This window comes from Pseudomonas sp. CP-1 (assembly GCF_021213715.1).
GTDB classification, from domain to species: domain Bacteria; phylum Pseudomonadota; class Gammaproteobacteria; order Pseudomonadales; family Pseudomonadaceae; genus Pseudomonas; species Pseudomonas aeruginosa.
On the sequence record NZ_JAJQKY010000012.1, the window covers coordinates 70,547 to 85,384 of the forward strand.

Annotated in this window: 14 protein-coding genes; 5 read left to right on the plus strand and 9 right to left on the minus strand. The window is 68.4% G+C overall.

All coding sequences use genetic code 11. The annotated features are described in order from the left end of the window. The first annotated feature begins 3 nt into the window (after window positions 1-3). Window positions 4-1,620 (plus strand): gamma-glutamyltransferase family protein, encoded by a 1,617-nt coding sequence (locus tag LT948_RS22055; protein ID WP_033995899.1) that lies wholly within the window; start codon window positions 4-6, stop codon window positions 1,618-1,620. A 345-nt stretch (window positions 1,621-1,965) separates the two neighbouring features. Here the strand turns inward: LT948_RS22055 and LT948_RS22060 are convergent, their stop codons facing one another. Then, the gene (locus LT948_RS22060) at window positions 1,966-2,223 is read right to left on the minus strand and encodes a hypothetical protein (RefSeq protein WP_123903201.1); all 258 of its coding nucleotides are present in this window, start codon (window positions 2,221-2,223) and stop codon (window positions 1,966-1,968) included. A 68-nt stretch (window positions 2,224-2,291) separates the two neighbouring features. Between LT948_RS22060 and LT948_RS22065 the strand changes: the two genes are divergently transcribed. From LT948_RS22065 to LT948_RS22080, 4 genes are all read left to right on the plus strand, one after another. Then, window positions 2,292-3,128, plus strand: coding sequence for an outer membrane protein OmpK (locus LT948_RS22065; protein ID WP_003083898.1), 837 nt, complete (start codon window positions 2,292-2,294; stop codon window positions 3,126-3,128). Window positions 3,129-3,369: 241 nt separating this feature from the next. After that, window positions 3,370-4,776, plus strand: a complete 1,407-nt coding sequence (locus LT948_RS22070; protein WP_003102211.1) for a uracil-xanthine permease family protein — start codon at window positions 3,370-3,372, stop codon at window positions 4,774-4,776. A gap of 92 nt (window positions 4,777-4,868) precedes the next feature. Further along, on the plus strand, window positions 4,869-5,534 hold the full coding sequence (locus tag LT948_RS22075) for a TetR/AcrR family transcriptional regulator (RefSeq protein ID WP_003083903.1): 666 nt from the start codon (window positions 4,869-4,871) through the stop codon (window positions 5,532-5,534). A gap of 5 nt (window positions 5,535-5,539) precedes the next feature. Next, entirely contained in the window at window positions 5,540-6,130 is a 591-nt protein-coding gene (locus tag LT948_RS22080) for an IMPACT family protein (RefSeq protein WP_003102213.1), read from the plus strand. A gap of 6 nt (window positions 6,131-6,136) precedes the next feature. Here LT948_RS22080 and siaD read toward each other — a convergent pair whose 3' ends face one another. From siaD to aer2, 8 genes are all read right to left on the minus strand, one after another. Continuing rightward, window positions 6,137-6,964, minus strand: coding sequence for a biofilm formation regulator diguanylate cyclase SiaD (gene siaD, locus LT948_RS22085; protein WP_003083910.1), 828 nt, complete (start codon window positions 6,962-6,964; stop codon window positions 6,137-6,139). Between the two features lie 6 nt (window positions 6,965-6,970). Continuing rightward, complete coding sequence (siaC, locus tag LT948_RS22090) at window positions 6,971-7,351, minus strand: biofilm formation regulator SiaD modulator protein SiaC (RefSeq protein ID WP_003083913.1); 381 nt, start codon at window positions 7,349-7,351, stop codon at window positions 6,971-6,973. A gap of 26 nt (window positions 7,352-7,377) precedes the next feature. Next, window positions 7,378-7,920 carry a biofilm formation regulator kinase SiaB gene (gene siaB / locus LT948_RS22095; protein ID WP_003083916.1) on the minus strand — a complete coding sequence of 181 codons (543 nt, stop codon included), beginning with the start codon at window positions 7,918-7,920 and terminating at the stop codon, window positions 7,378-7,380. A gap of 8 nt (window positions 7,921-7,928) precedes the next feature. Further along, window positions 7,929-9,920 carry a biofilm regulation protein phosphatase SiaA gene (siaA, locus tag LT948_RS22100; protein ID WP_003083920.1) on the minus strand — a complete coding sequence of 664 codons (1,992 nt, stop codon included), beginning with the start codon at window positions 9,918-9,920 and terminating at the stop codon, window positions 7,929-7,931. A gap of 262 nt (window positions 9,921-10,182) precedes the next feature. Next, a complete protein-coding gene (locus LT948_RS22105; protein ID WP_003083922.1) occupies window positions 10,183-11,232 on the minus strand; it encodes a protein-glutamate methylesterase/protein-glutamine glutaminase in 1,050 nt (349 codons plus the stop codon). A gap of 19 nt (window positions 11,233-11,251) precedes the next feature. Then, complete coding sequence (gene cheD, locus LT948_RS22110; protein WP_003102220.1) at window positions 11,252-11,854, minus strand: chemoreceptor glutamine deamidase CheD; 603 nt, start codon at window positions 11,852-11,854, stop codon at window positions 11,252-11,254. A gap of 5 nt (window positions 11,855-11,859) precedes the next feature. Further along, the gene (locus LT948_RS22115) at window positions 11,860-12,702 is read right to left on the minus strand and encodes a CheR family methyltransferase (RefSeq protein ID WP_003083930.1); all 843 of its coding nucleotides are present in this window, start codon (window positions 12,700-12,702) and stop codon (window positions 11,860-11,862) included. A gap of 69 nt (window positions 12,703-12,771) precedes the next feature. After that, window positions 12,772-14,811 (minus strand): aerotaxis transducer Aer2, encoded by a 2,040-nt coding sequence (gene aer2 / locus LT948_RS22120; protein WP_003123817.1) that lies wholly within the window; start codon window positions 14,809-14,811, stop codon window positions 12,772-12,774. Between the last annotated feature and the right edge of the window lie 27 nt (window positions 14,812-14,838).

Here is a 14,838-nt window from a genome sequence, read left to right on the forward strand (position 1 = left end):
CCGATGCTCGACTTCTCCGCCCACGCGCTTCCCTACGCCTCGCAACGTTCGCCGGTCCATGCCCGCCGCGGCATGGTCGCCACCTCGCAGCCGCAGGCGGCGCAGGTCGGGTTGGAGATATTGCGCCGTGGCGGCAACGCCATCGACGCGGCGATCGCCACCGCCGCCGCGCTGACGGTGGTCGAGCCGACCGGCTGCGGGATCGGCGGCGATGCCTTCGCCCTGGTCTGGACCCGCGGCCGTCTGCACGGCCTGGACGCCAGCGGGCGCGCGCCGGGCCTGCTCGATCGCGAGCGGGTGCGCGCCGCCGGCCACGAGCGGATGCCGCTGTACGGCTGGACGCCGGTCACCGTGCCGGGCTGTCCGGCGGCCTGGGCCGAACTGTCGCGGCGCTTCGGCAAATTGCCGTTCGAACAACTGCTGCGGCCGGCGATCGAGCTGGCCCGCGATGGCTTCCCGGTCTCGCCGGTGATCGCCCGCCTGTGGCAGAGCGGCCTGGACAAGTTCCGCGCGGTGTTGCCGCAGCGGCCCGAGCTGCGGGCCTGGTTCGACGAGTTCCTCATCGACGGCCGGGCGCCGCGCGCCGGCGAGGTGTTCCGCCAGCCGGGCCAGGCCGACACCCTGGACGAGCTGGCGCGCAGCCAGTGCGAAAGCTTCTATCGCGGCGAGCTGGCCAGGACCATCGTCGGCCACGCCGAGCGCAGCGGCGGCTACCTGCGCGCGGAGGACCTGGCCGGCTACCAGGCGAAGTGGGTCGAACCGATCTCGCTGAACTACCGTGGCTATGACGTCTGGGAGATTCCGCCGAGCGGCCAGGGCCTGATCGCCCTGATGACCCTGAACATCCTCAAGGGCTTCGAATTCGGCGAGCGCGACTGCGCGCGGACCTGGCATCGCCAACTGGAGGCGATGAAGCTGGCGTACGTCGACGGGCTGCACTACATCAGCCAGCCGCAGTCGATGCGGGTCTCGGTCGAGGAACTGCTGCACGTGGACTACGCCGCCAGCCGCCGCGCGCTGATCGGTGAGCGCGCGCTCGATCCCAGCCCCGGCCAGCCGAAGCCGGGCGGTACGGTGTACCTGGCCTGTGGCGACGAGGAGGGCAACCTGGTCTCGTTCATCCAGAGCAACTACCACGGCTTCGGCTCCGGCGTGGTGGTGCCTGGCACCGGCATCGCCTTGCAGAACCGCGGCGCCGAGTTCAGCCTCGATCCGGACCACGTGAATTGCCTGGAGCCGGGCAAGCAGACCTTCCACACCATCATTCCCGGTTTCCTCAGCAAGGACGGCGTGCCGCTCGGCCCGTTCGGCGTGATGGGCGCCTATATGCAGCCGCAGGGCCACGTGCAGATGGTGATGAACCTGGTGGACTTCGGCCTCAACCCCCAGGCCGCCCTCGACGCGCCGCGCTGGCAGTGGCTGGGCGGGCTGCGCGTCGGCATCGAACATGCCGCGCCGCGCGCGCTGGCGGCGGAGCTGGCGCAGCGTGGGCACCAGGTGGAGATCGCCTACGACTCGACCAGCTACGGGCGCGGCCAGATCGTCCTGCGCGACCCGGCCAGCGGCGTGCTCTGTGGCGGCACCGAGCCGCGCACCGATTCGCAGATCGCGGTGTGGTGAGGGGACCCATGTGGGTGAGGCGGGGAGACCTGTCCGGCGGATAATGCCCAAGGCGTATCCGCCCTGCGGATGGCGAAGCAAGAAGTCCCGGCAGGCATAGGCTGCCAGGCGACCCGTACTCGAGCGCGCTCCGCTACGCGACATCGAGAGCGCTTTCTGGATGTCATGCCACCGGAGTCTCCCAGGCCCTGGCGAATTTACGTCCGGGCGTCCTGAAACCCGACGAAAAACCCCATTCGGGGATGAATTCCGCCCGCCGTCTCTGGCATCATCCGCGCCGCTTCTCGCCCGAACGCCGGGGCGGTGATGTGTAGAAATACCACGCAGTGTTTTGTGTACAAAATCCTACTGATTCTTTTTGTCACAAAACGCTTTTGTGTATCCAGTTTTCTTCGCGCTGCCATCCCAAAGTCGAGCACGCCCCTCCCGACCATGCACCAGCGCAAGGCAGAAACTGTCCTTGGGGTCAGGTTTTTGCCGTCGTAGAGAGGTTGGAGGCATTTCGCCGCCTTTGTCCAGAACACTGAAAAAACAGGCGTTCCCTTCGCCGTTGGAAACCCGGCGAAGCGCCCGCGCCGTCTTGGCTTCGTTCTTGCTATCCATGGCGAGGCCTGACCGCTCGGACAGGTTCGCCCACTAGAAAAAAAGCTATTCACTCCAGGAGCGTTTCAATGAGCCGCACACTCGCCACCGTGATGCTAGCCGGGGGGCTGCTGGCCGCAGGCCAGGCTGTCGCCGAAGACCATGACATGACGCCGACCCACGAGACCGACTCGGGGCCGCTGCTCTGGCACAACGAGAGCCTGACCTACCTCTACGGCAAGAACTTCAAGATCAACCCGCCGATCCAGCAGACCTTCACCCTGGAACATGCCAGCGGCTGGACCTGGGGCGACCTGTTCATCTTCTTCGACCAGATCAACTACAACGGCAAGGAAGACGCCAGCAACGGCAAGAACACCTACTACGGCGAGATCACTCCGCGCCTGAGCTTCGGCAAGCTCACCGGAGCGGACCTCTCCTTCGGCCCGGTTAAGGACGTGCTGCTGGCCGGCACCTACGAGTTCGGCGAAGGCGATACCGAGGCCTACCTGCTCGGCCCGGGCTTCGACCTGGCGATCCCCGGCTTCGACTACTTCCAGCTCAACTTCTACTACCGCAAGCCCGACGGCAACCGCGTGCGCGCCGGCGCCTGGCAGATCACCCCGGTGTGGTCCTACACCATTCCGGTGGGCAACTCCGACATCCTCATCGACGGCTACATGGACTGGGTGATCAACAACAAGAGCGCCAGCACCAGCCGCCGCAACCAGAGCGACTACCACGCCAACCTGCACTTCAACCCACAGGTCAAGTACGACCTGGGCAAGGCCCTCGGCTACGAGGCGAAGCACCTGTACGTGGGCCTGGAGTACGACTACTGGTCCGACAAGTACGGCGTGAAGGACTCGCAGTACTTCACCACCGACCAGAACACCGCCAGCTTCCTGGTCAAGTACCACTTCTGAGTCCGTCGCGCGGGGCTGCCGGCCGGGCCCCGCCAGCGCGCCCCGTCATTGCGCGCCGTGCATCGGCACGGTGCGCGACGGTCGCCTCCGTGGTCCTTGCGTTTGCCTCCCGTTGTTCGCTCGACCCACGCCGGGCGCGCCCTGCAGCCTGAGCGGCAGGAATAAGCTGATCACCTGGACAGCTTTTTGCAGAAGCCGTGCATCCTCCTCCTGTCCGAGGAGCGCCACTTGAGACGGCCCGATGCATAGCGAAGACCAACGCCCCAACGACCTCATCTACGGCCTCGACGACCGGCCGCGCCCGCTTCCCGCCTTCCTTGCCGCGCTACAGCACGTGCTGGCCAGCTTCGTCGGTATCGTCACTCCGCCGCTGGTGATCGGCTCGCTGCTCGGCCTCGGCGAGCACCTGCCGTACCTGATCAGCATGGCGCTGATGGTTTCCGGCGCCGGCACCCTGATCCAGGCGCGCCGGCCGTTCGGCATCGGCGCCGGAATGATCTGCCTGCAAGGCACCAGCTTCGCCTTCCTCGGCGCCGTGCTGGCCGCCGGGATGCTGGTGAAGCAGCGCGGCGGCGGTCCCGAGGAGATCCTCGCGATGATCTTCGGCGTGTGCTTCTTCGGCGCCTTCGTGCAGATCGTCCTCAGTCGTTTCCTCGGCCATCTTCGCCGGGTGATCACGCCGCTGGTCACCGGCATCGTCATCACCCTGATCGGCGTCAGCCTGATCAAGGTCGGCATCACCGACCTCGGCGGCGGAGCCGGGGCCACGGACTTCGGCGCACCGGCCAATCTCGCGCTGGGCGCGCTGGTGCTGCTGAGCATCGTCCTGCTGAACCGCTCGCGCCTGCCCTGGCTGCGCCTGGCCGCCATCGTCATCGGCCTGGCGCTGGGTACCTTGGCGGCCTGGGCGACCGGCCTGTTCGTTCCGCGGGCGCTGCCCGAGCTGCCGCTGGTCAGCCTGCCGCAGCCGTTCCGCTTCGGCTTCGCCTTCGACTGGATGGCCTTCCTGCCGGTGGCGCTGATCTACCTGATCAGCAGCATCGAGACGGTCGGCGACCTGACCGCCAACTGCATGCTCTCGCGGCAACCCCTGGAGGGGCCGGCGTACCTGCAGCGGTTGCGCGGCGGGGTGCTCGGCGACGGCGTCAGTTGCCTGCTGGCAGCCACCTTCAGCGCCTTCCCGAACACCACCTTCGCGCAGAACAACGGGGTGATCCAGCTCACCGGGGTGGCCAGCCGGCACGTCGGGATCTATATCGGCGGCGTGTTGCTGGCGCTCGGCCTGTTCCCCTGGGTCGGCGCGATCCTCCAGCAGATCCCCAAGCCGGTGCTCGGCGGCGCCACCCTGGTGATGTTCGGCAGCGTCGCCGCCGCCGGCATCCGCATTCTCGGCCAGACCGCGATGGACCGCCGCAGCGTGCTGATCATCGCCGCCTCGTTCGGCGTCGGCCTCGGCGTGGCCGCGCAGCCGACCCTGCTCGACCAGATGCCGGCGGTGGTGAAGACCCTGTTCGACTCGGCGATCACCAGCGGCGGCATCACCGCCATCCTGCTCAATCTGCTGCTGCCCGAGGAGCGCGTTGCCGAAGCGGCGCAGGCCAGCGCGAAGGGCGGCGCCCTGGCGCGCTGGCGCAAGCCGCTGGGTTGATACGGGCGTTTGCAAATTTTTCCGCGCCTGGCTTGTGTCCCGCGGCCGGGCTGGGGTATCAACGCGGGGATCACGCCGATGGAAACCTGCGCATGACCCTGACAGTGCCCGCCCACGACCCGGCCGCCCGCGACAAGCCGGCCGGGCGCATCCGCCAGAAGAACGAGGAGGCGATCCTCGCCGCGGCCGAGGAGGAGTTCGCCCGCCACGGCTTCAAGGGCACCAGCATGAACACCATCGCGCAGAACGTCGGCCTGCCCAAGGCCAACCTGCACTACTACTTCGGCAACAAGCTGGGCCTCTACACGGCGGTGCTGAGCAACATCCTCGAACTCTGGGACAGTACCTTCAACACCCTCGGCGTCGACGACGATCCGGCCGAGGCGCTGGCCCGCTACATCCGCGCCAAGATGGAGTTCTCCCGCCGCTACCCGCTGGCCTCGCGGATCTTCGCCATGGAGATCATCAGCGGCGGCGAGTGCCTCACCGCGCATTTCAACCAGGACTACCGCAGCTGGTTCCGCGGCCGCGCCGCGGTATTCGAGGCCTGGATCGCCGCCGGCCGGATGGACCCGGTGGATCCCGTGCACCTGATCTTCCTGCTCTGGGGCAGCACCCAGCACTACGCCGACTTCGCCAGCCAGATCGGCCTGGTCACCGGCCGCAAGCGCATGTCCAGGCAGGACTTCGCCGCCGCCGCCGACAACCTGGTGCGGATCATCCTCAAGGGCTGCGGACTGACCCCGCCGGCGGCCTGAACGCGATGCCGAGCACCCTGCAAGGCCTCGCCGAATACCGCGAGGAAATCCGCAAGAGCCGCTTCCACACCATCGCCGCGCCGGTGGCCGACGAGGACGAGGCGCAGGCGTTCATCGCCGCCCACCGCGACGCTTCCGCCGGACACAACTGCTGGGCCTGGAAGTGCGGCGCGCAGTACCGCTTCAGCGACGACGGCGAACCCGGCGGCAGCGCCGGGCGGCCGATCCTGGCGGCCATCGAGGGACAGGACATGGACTGCGTGGCGGTGCTGGTCAGCCGCTGGTTCGGTGGCATCAAGCTCGGCACCGGCGGCCTCGCCCGCGCCTATGGCGGCGGCGCAGCCAAGTGCCTGCAGCAGGCGCCGCGCAGCGAGCTGGTCGAGCGCTGCCGGGTGCGCTTCGCCTGTGCCTTCGCCGACCACGCGCTGCTCAAGGCGCGCAGCCTGGCGCTGGGCGCCAGCGTGGCGGCGGAAGACTACGGCGCCGACGGCGTCGTCCTGACCCTGGAGTTGCCGGTGGCGCGCTTCGAGGCGCTTCAGGCGCTGCTGGTGGACCTCAGCCGAGGCCAGGTGCGGCCGCAGCGGCTGGACGCCTGAGGAGGCTCAGCGCGCTGGAGCCGGGCGGGAAGGGGCAGGAAGCGGCGGGAGCGCGGCGAACACGCATTTGTCGCGGCCGCTGCGCTTGGCGTCGAGCAGTGCGGCGTCGGCGCGATTGACGGTCTGCGAATAGGTTTCGCCGATGCGGTGTTCGGTGACGCCGACGCTGGCGGTGACGCTCAGCGCCTCGGTGCCGACGCGTACCGCCAGGGTCCGTACGCTGTCGCGCACCCGCTCGAGTACCGGGCCGGCATCCTGCAGGCGGGTCTGCGGCAGCAGCAGGAGGAATTCCTCGCCGCCCCAGCGGCCGCAGAGGTCGTATTCGCGCAGCTCGGACTCCATGGCCCGGGCGATTTCCACCAGCACCCGGTCGCCGCTGTCGTGGCCCCAGGTATCGTTGACCTGCTTGAAGAAGTCCACGTCGAGCATCGCCAGCACGTAGCTCTGGCCGTGGCGCTGGGAGCGTTCGTTCTCCTCCCTGAGGCGCTCCAGCAGCATGCGTCGGTTGGGCAGGCCGGTCAGCGGGTCGCGGATCGAGGCTTCCTTCAGCGCCAGGTTGAGGTCGCGCATCATCTGCTGGTAGCGGTCGGAGATCCGCGCCACCTTTTCCAGGCGCCGCAGTTGCTTGTGGTAGCGCTCGGACAGCGACAGGTTCTGCTCCCGCGCCATCGACTGGAAACCGTCGGAGATCCGGGCGATGCGCTCCAGCCGCACCAGTTGCTCCAGCGATTGCTGGCGCAGGCGGGCCAGCGCCTGGTGCAGCGGATGCCCGTGGAACTGCGGATCGGCCAGCAGGCCGTCGATCCAGGCGTCCAGTTCGCGTTCGCGGCTCATCGTCGGCTACTCGTCGTGGGCCTGGATGGCGAAGGGGAAGCTGCAATCCTCGCGGAACTCCTCGGCCAGCTCGGCGACCCGTTCGTTGCGCCGGTCGTAGTGCCAGCGCAGGCTGACCGGGCGACCGCCCTGGTGGGCCTCTTCGAGCAGGTCGAGGATGTCCATCATGGCCTTGATCGAACTGGTGTTCAGGTACAGCAGGCGCAGGTCCAGTTCCAGCGGCCGCTGCCCGTCGGCGAGGAAGCGCTCGACCCAGTCGATCACCTGGCCGAACAGTTCATAGGAGTTTTCCGGGTAGGAATCGCCTTGCATGGACAGGCGTCCGGCCTGCCAGTCGCCCTGGATGGCGGGCGTGGACTGGGTGCCGGGTATGTGCAGGTCACTCATGATGGTGTTCTTCCTAAAACACGGGGTCAGATCACGGCGCGCAGGCTGAAGAAGGCGCGCCCGTCGGGCTGTTCCTTCAGCGATGCGGCCAGTGGTTCGCTGGACTTGCGGGCGATGTCCAGCAGGCCGAGACCGGCTCCGCTGGCGCAGCCGCTGTCGCGCGGGCGGCGTAGCTGCTCCTTGTAGGCGGCCTTGAGGGCGGCCTTGTCGAGGTTGGCGATGGCCTGGATGCTGCGCACCAGGCTCTGGCCGTCGTCGCGCTCCACCAGGTTGCCGGCGGACACCACGTAGTGGCCGTCCTCGTTGCGGGCGATGGCTACCGTGGCCGCCGCCTCGTGTTCGCCGTAGCCCTTGAGATTGGCGTAGTGGCGGATGTTCTGGGTCATCTCGATGTACACCGCGAAGACGTCCATCGCTTCGCTCGGCTTGGCCTGTTCGGCGTGCAGGTAGTTGCGCAGCGCGTGGCCTATCTCCTCGATCAGGCTGCGCGAGATCGGTCCGTTGAAGCAGAGCAGGATGCGTTGGCGGGTGTAGCTTTCACGCATGGCCAGCAGGTCTAGCGTTTCCATGGGTGCCCCTAGTCGAATCGGAAGGACAGGATGGTGATGTCGTCGCGTTGCGGGTGCTCGCCCTGGTACTCGGCGAGCGTCGCCACGAAGGCCTCGGCCTGCTCGGGGAGCGGCTGCCGTGCGTGGTCGCGGAGCATGTCGGCGAAGCGCCGGCTGCCGAAGCCGAAGCCGTGTTCGCCGCCGGCCTGGTCGAGGAAACCGTCGGTGCTCAGGTAGAAGGTCCAGCCCGGCGCCAGCGGTACCTCGATGTTGCGGTAGTCGCCACGGCGCTTGTCGCCGATCGCCCGGCGCGCGCCCTTGAGTTCCTGGACCTCCTCGCCGTCGCTGGCGTACAGCGAGATCTTCGCCCCGGCGAAGGCCAGCTGGCGGCGCCGGCGGTCGACCCAGACCAGCCCGGCATCCATGTTGGTGGCCAGCGCCTGGGGGATCTGCTCCTGGCTGAGCATGCTGCGCATCGCCTGGTCGGTCTCGCCGAGGATCGCCGCCGGGTCGCGGCTGCCCACCGCCTCGATGGCGTGGTCGATGGCGGCGCGGGCGAGCATGGTCATCAGCGCGCCGGGCACGCCGTGACCGGCGCAGTCGACCACGCCGATCAGGTAGCCGTCGGCCTGCTCGCGGTACACGTAGAAGTCGCCGCCGACCACGTCGCGCGGTTTCCACAGGATGAAGTGATGCTCGCCGAGGGTGGCGCTGAGCTGGCGGTCGGGGAGGATCGCGCGCTGGATCAGGCTGGCATAGTCGAGGCTGTCGCCGATCTTCTTCTGCGCGGCGGCCATCTCGCGGTTGGCTTCCTCCAGCGCCTGGGTGCGCTCCTGGACCTTGTCTTCCAGCTCGGCGGTGTGCCGGCGGACCTGGTCGGCCATGCTGGCGAAGGCCTTCGACAGCGAGCCGATCTCGTCCTGGCGCGCCAGCGGCAGCGGCGTGTCGTAGCGTCCGGCGGCGATCGCCTTGGCCGAGCGCTTGAGGCTGCGCAGGGGGCGCAACAGCAGGCGCTCGACGGCATAGGCGAAGCCCAGCAGCAGGGCCACCAGCAACAGCAGGAACGTGCCCGCCAGCGGCCATAGCCAGCGGTTGTCGAGGACCTGGGCGGCGTGCAGGTCGACGGCGGTGAGCACGTACCAGCGCAGTTGGGGAATGTAGGCCACGGCGAAGAGTTGCTGGCGGCCGTCGAGGCCGGCCCACAGGCAGTGCACCGAGCCGGCCTTGGCGCGGGCCAGGCGCATGGCCTCGCGCAGGGCGTCGCGCTGTTCCGGCTGGTCGAGTAGGTCGAACACCCGGTGGCGTTCGCTGGCGCCGCCGGCGGCGGAGCTGTAGGCGATCAGGCGGCGGTCCGGGTGGGCCTGGATGGCGCCGTCGTCGCCGACGATCATCGGCGTCACGCCCGGCTCGCGGGCGATAATGAAGTCGTCGAGGAAGCCGCTCAGGTCCAGGCCGCTGCCGGCCAGGCCGATGGGCCGGCCCTGGTCGCGGATCACCAGGTTGAACCAGACCTTGGTCAGGTTCAACTTGCTGTCGACATTGACGTTGATGTTGTAGGCGGCGCTGTTGCGCAGGGTATTGAAGTACCAGGCGTCTTCCGGGTCGCCGGCCTCCAGGGTGTAGCGCGGCCGTTCGCTGTAGGGTTGGCTGCCGTCGTTGAAGTAGTAGTGCTGGGAGCCGCTGGCGATGATGAAGTAGGCGTGGTCGCGGAAGTCGCCGCGGTAGCCCTCGGCCTCGCGGAAGAACAGCGCGCGGCGCGCCGGGTCGTCTTCCTTCAGCAGCCAGTCGCGGGTCACCACCGATTCGGCGAAACGGCGCGACAACGCCAGTTCGCGGGAGACCGGGGCGAGGATCTTCTGCCGGTGCAGCAGGGTGAAGTTCTTCGCGTAGGCCAGGCCGAAGTGCGTACGGATGTCGTCCATCGCGCGCCAGCCCAGCAGCACCGCCGGGACCAGTGCCAGGGCACAGGCCAGCAACAGCGCCACCACCGATTTGCCGCGCAACCCCCAGTTCGCCGCCATGGCTATCCCTATCAGTTTCTCGCCCGGCCCGCGGCCGAAATCATGGATCGAAAGCGTGTGTCGAACTTTTGGCGAAAGGGCCAATTGTGCAGATGTGCATTATTTCAGGCAACGTAATTTGGTTTTATTTCGCCATTAATTTGACGTCACAATGATGGCGAGCAGGCAAAGGCCCGTGGTTCGGGCCTGTCGTCGGCGGGGTCTCGGCGGGGGAGGTTGCGGGGGGCGGCGAAAAAGCGCAGCGGGCCGGCCAGGATCCCGCTCAGAGGCGGTTGCCGCTGCCGCGCCGGGCGGCTTGCTGGAGCAGCGCGGCGGCGATCCGTTCGAGCGGCAGCACGTCTTCCGCGGCGCCCAGTTCCACCGCTTCGCGGGGCATGCCGTAGACCACGCAGGTAGCCTCGTCCTGGGCCAGGGTGTAGCCGCCGGCCTGGCGGATCGCCAGGAGCCCGCGCGCGCCGTCCTTGCCCATGCCGGTGAGCAGGCCGGCGAGCAGGTTGCGCCCGGCGCAGCGAGCCAGCGACTCGAACATCACGTCCACTGCCGGGCGGTGGCCGTTGACCTGCGCCTGGCGGTTCAAACGCACCACGTAGTTGGCGCCGGAGCGCTGCACCTCCATGTGGTGGTCGCCCGGCGCGACCAGGGCGTGGCCGGGCAGTATGCGGTCGCCGTCGCGCGCTTCGCTGACGCTGAGCCGGGTCAGGCGATCCAGGCGCTCGGCGAAGCTGCGGGTGAAGCCGGGAGGCATGTGCTGGGTGATGACCACCCCGGGACTGTGCGCCGGCAGGCCGAGCAGCACTTCCTTGAGCGCCTCGGTGCCGCCGGTGGAGGCGCCGAGGGCGATGATCTTCTCGGTGCTGAGCAGCGGCGCTGCGCTTTCCGGCGGCGCCGGCGCGTCCGCCGCACGGCGGCGCAGGCGGGCGCGGGCGACGGTCTTGAGCTTGGCGCGGATTTCCTCGGCATAGGCCTGCATGCCTTCGGCGATGCCCAGCCGGGGCTTGGCGATGAAGTCCACCGCGCCCAGTTCCAGCGCGCGCAGGGTGGCTTCGGAGCCGCGCTCGGTGAGCGAGGAGATCATCAGCACCGGGGTCGGCCGCGCCTTCATCAGCTTGTCGAGGAAGGTCAGGCCGTCCATCCGCGGCATTTCCACGTCGAGGCTGATCACGTCCGGCGCGTGCTGCTTGATCAGGTCGCGGGCGACGAAGGCGTCCGGCGCACAGCCGACCAGGCGTAGCTCCGGGTCGGCCTGGATGATCTCCTTGAGCAGGCTGCGGATCAGGGCGGAATCGTCGACGACCAGGACACTGATGGGCATGGCGGGCTCTCCCGGAGAGTCAGAACAGGTCGATGGGGCCGCCGTCCGCGTTGCGATCGATACGGCGGCGGTAGTCGCGTTCACGCTGCAGCACGGTGTCGTTCTTCAGCTCCACCAGGGACTTCACCAGGACCCGGCCATTGCGCGGGAAGAAGTAGATCTTGCGCGGGAAGGCCTCCAGCACGTCGCTGGCGAGCAGCGGGATACGCTCGGTGGCCAGGTAGTCGAGGGTGAACTCGACGTTGCGCTGGCCGATGGCGGCGCTGATCTGGCGCAGTACCGAGCCGCCGCCGAAGACCTTGGCCTGCAGGCGCTCGCGGCTGGCGCCGAGGGCCAGCATGCGGTTGATCAGCAGTTCCATGGCGTGGCTGCCGTAGCGCGCCGACGGCGAGGCCGGGTCGCCGCCGAGGCCGCGCTCGGGGAGCATGAAGTGGTTCATCCCGGCGATGCCGTTGAGCGGGTCGCGCAGGCACACCGAGACGCAGGAGCCGAGCACGGTGACGATCACCAGGTCTTCGCCGCTGGCGAAGTACTCGCCGGGCAACAGCTTCACCGCATCGCAGGCGAAGTACGGATCGTAGTAGCGGTTCAGCGGCGCGCCTTCCCGGGCCTGGAGATTCATCGCGATCAGGCCGGGCTGTAGACGGTCTGGCCGACGGGCCGCACCAGGTGGCTGGCGTGGACGAAGTTCTCCGAATGCCCGGCGAAGAACAGGCCCTCCGGCCGCAGCAGGGCCACCATGCGTTCCAGCAGGCGGGTCTGGGTCGGCTTGTCGAAGTAGATCATCACGTTGCGGCAGAAGATCGCGTCGAGTTCCCCGGCGATCGACCAGTCCGCTTCCAGCAGGTTGATCTGGCGGAACTCCACCAGTTGCCGCAGTTCCTCCACCACCCGCGCCTTGCCGGCGTTGGGCCCGGTGCCACGGAGGAAGAAGCGTTTCTTCAGCGGCGCCGGCATCTGCTCCAGGCGTTCCAGCGGATAGACGCCCAGGCGGGCGCAGTCGAGCACCCCGGTGTCGATATCCGAGGCGACGATCTTCACCGGCGGATCGAAGCTGCCCAGCGCCTCCACCAGGGTAATGGCGATCGAATAGGGTTCCTCGCCGGTGCTCGCCGCCGCCGACCAGATGCGCAGCGGGCGATGCCGCTGCAACTGGCGGCGGGCGAGGTCGGCGAGCAGGGGGAAGTGGTGGCGTTCGCGGAAGAATGCGGTGAGGTTGGTGGTCAGCGCGTTGACGAACAACTGCTGCTCGCCCGGCTCGCGGTCGAGGTGGGTGAAATATTCGGCGAAGCTGCCGAGCCGCAGCAGGCGCAGGCGCCGCGAGAGGCGGCTATAGACCAGTTGCGCCTTGCTCTCGGCCAGGCTGATGCCGGTCAGCCGGTAGAGCCGCTCGCGTACTTGCTGGAAGTCCTCGCGGGTGTAGTGGAACTCCTGGTTGCCGAACACCGGCGAAGGCGTGGAGGTGGGCATTGGCGTCGGGTTTCCCTGGTCGACCCTAAGGGCTTGCCGTCCTCCGCCTGGCGGAGGCGCGGCGTGGTCTCAGAACTCTTCCCAGCCGTCTTCCTTGCGCGCCTTGCTGGCCCGCGCCATGCCGCTGCGGGCCAGCGGCGCCGGCGCGCTGGGGCGTGGCGCGGACGGCCGCGCGCTGGCGAGCTGGACCACGCTCGGCGGAGTGTCCAGCCTGAACACCGCCACCGACTGGTTGAGCAGGCCCGCCTGCTCCTGCATGGCCTCGGCGGCGGCCGCGGCTTCCTCCACCAGCGCGGCGTTCTGCTGGGTCATGTCGTCCATCTGCGAGACCGCGCTGTTCACCTCTTCGATGCCGGTGCTCTGCTCGGCGGAGGCGGCGGCGATCTCCGACATGATGTCGGTGACCCGGCGGATCGCTACCACGATGTCGCTCATGGTCTGTCCGGCCTGGGCCACCAGGGTGTTGCCGTTCTCCACCTTGTCCACCGAGTCGGAGATCAGCGTCTTGATCTCCTTGGCCGCGGCGGCGGAACGCTGGGCGAGGGTGCGCACTTCCCCGGCGACCACCGCGAAGCCGCGGCCCTGCTCGCCGGCGCGGGCTGCCTCGACCGCGGCGTTGAGGGCGAGGATGTTGGTCTGGAAGGCGATGCCGTCGATCACCCCGATGATGTCGGCGATCTTGCGCGCCGACTCGTTGATCGAGGACATGGTGCTGACCACCTTCTGCACCACGGTGCCGCCCTGGGTCGCCACTTCCGAGGCATTGGCCGCCAGCGAGTTGGCCTGGCGGGCATTCTCGGCGTTGAGCTTCACCGTGCTGGTCAGTTCTTCCATGCTCGAGGCGGTTTCCTCCAGGCTCGACGCCTGCTGCTCGGTGCGCGCCGACAGTTCGGCGTTGCCGCTGGCGATCTCGCTGGCGGCGGTGTTGATGGTGTCGGCGGCCTCGCGAATCTGCCCGAGCATCCGCGACAGGCTCAGCGCGGTCTCGTTGGAGAAGTCCTTGAGCTGGCCGAAGGTGCCCTGGTAGTCGGCCTCGATGCGCTGGGTGAGGTCGCCCTGGGCCAGCGCCCCGAGCATCCGCGAGACGTCGCGCAAGCCGCGGTCGGCGGTATCCACCAGGCTGTTCAGGTCCTTCGCCAGCCTGAGGAAGAAGCCTTCCTTGCCGGCCTCCTCGACGCGCTTGCTGAAGTCGCCGGCGGCCGCCGCCTGCACCAGTTGCGAGACTTCCTGCTCGGCGCGGTGTTCCTCGGTGCGGTCGGTCCATTGCACGGCGGAGCCGAGGCGTTCGTTGGCGTCGTTGAACACTGGCACCACGTCGAGGGAGAAGCGCCGGCCGCCGAGGTTGAGCTCGGCCTTGTGCACGCCGGTGAGGTTGGCCAGCAGGTGCCGCTGGTGCGCCGGGTTCTTGTGGAACACGTCGATGTTGGCGCCCATCAGGCGGCCGGCGTCGAAGTTCGGCAGTTGCTTGCGGATATCCGCTTCGGCGCGGCCGAGCATCTCGCTGACGGTGCGGTTCATGTAGATGATGTTGAGGTCGTTGTCGGCGATCATCACGTTGGCCGAGACGTTGTCCAGCGCGCTCTTGATCCGCGCGTTGTAGGCCGCCGTGGCCAGTTGCGCCGAGGTCGCCTCGGCGGCCCCGCGCAGGCGCTCGCGAACGCCGTCGATGGCTTCGGTGATCTGCGCCTTCTTGCCCGGCAGGCGGTCCATCAGCGGCTCGAAGTTGCCCTGGCCGTAGGCGGTGACCACGCTGACCACCTTCATCTTCACCGCGATGTGCGCGGCCACCAGTTCGTTGACGCCCTTGGCGATGCGCGCCGCGCGACCTTCCAGGCGTTCGGCGGGAATCGTCTGGTCGATCCAGCCGGCTTCGTGCTGGCGGCTCATCTCCGCCAGCCCCGCCTCCAGGCTTTCCACCTGCTGGAGTTCGGCGCGTTGTTCGCGCAGTTGCCGCTGCAGCGCCCGCAGGCTGTCGTAGAGACGCTCGTAGCCGGGCGCCGGGGCCTCGCCGACGGCGGTGTCGAGCTGGCCGTCGGCGAACGACTGGAGGAGCGTGGCGATCCGGTCGGCGCGTTGCTGCGCCACCGCATGTGCATTGAACAGACCCATTTCGATATCCCCTGCCTATCCCTCGTT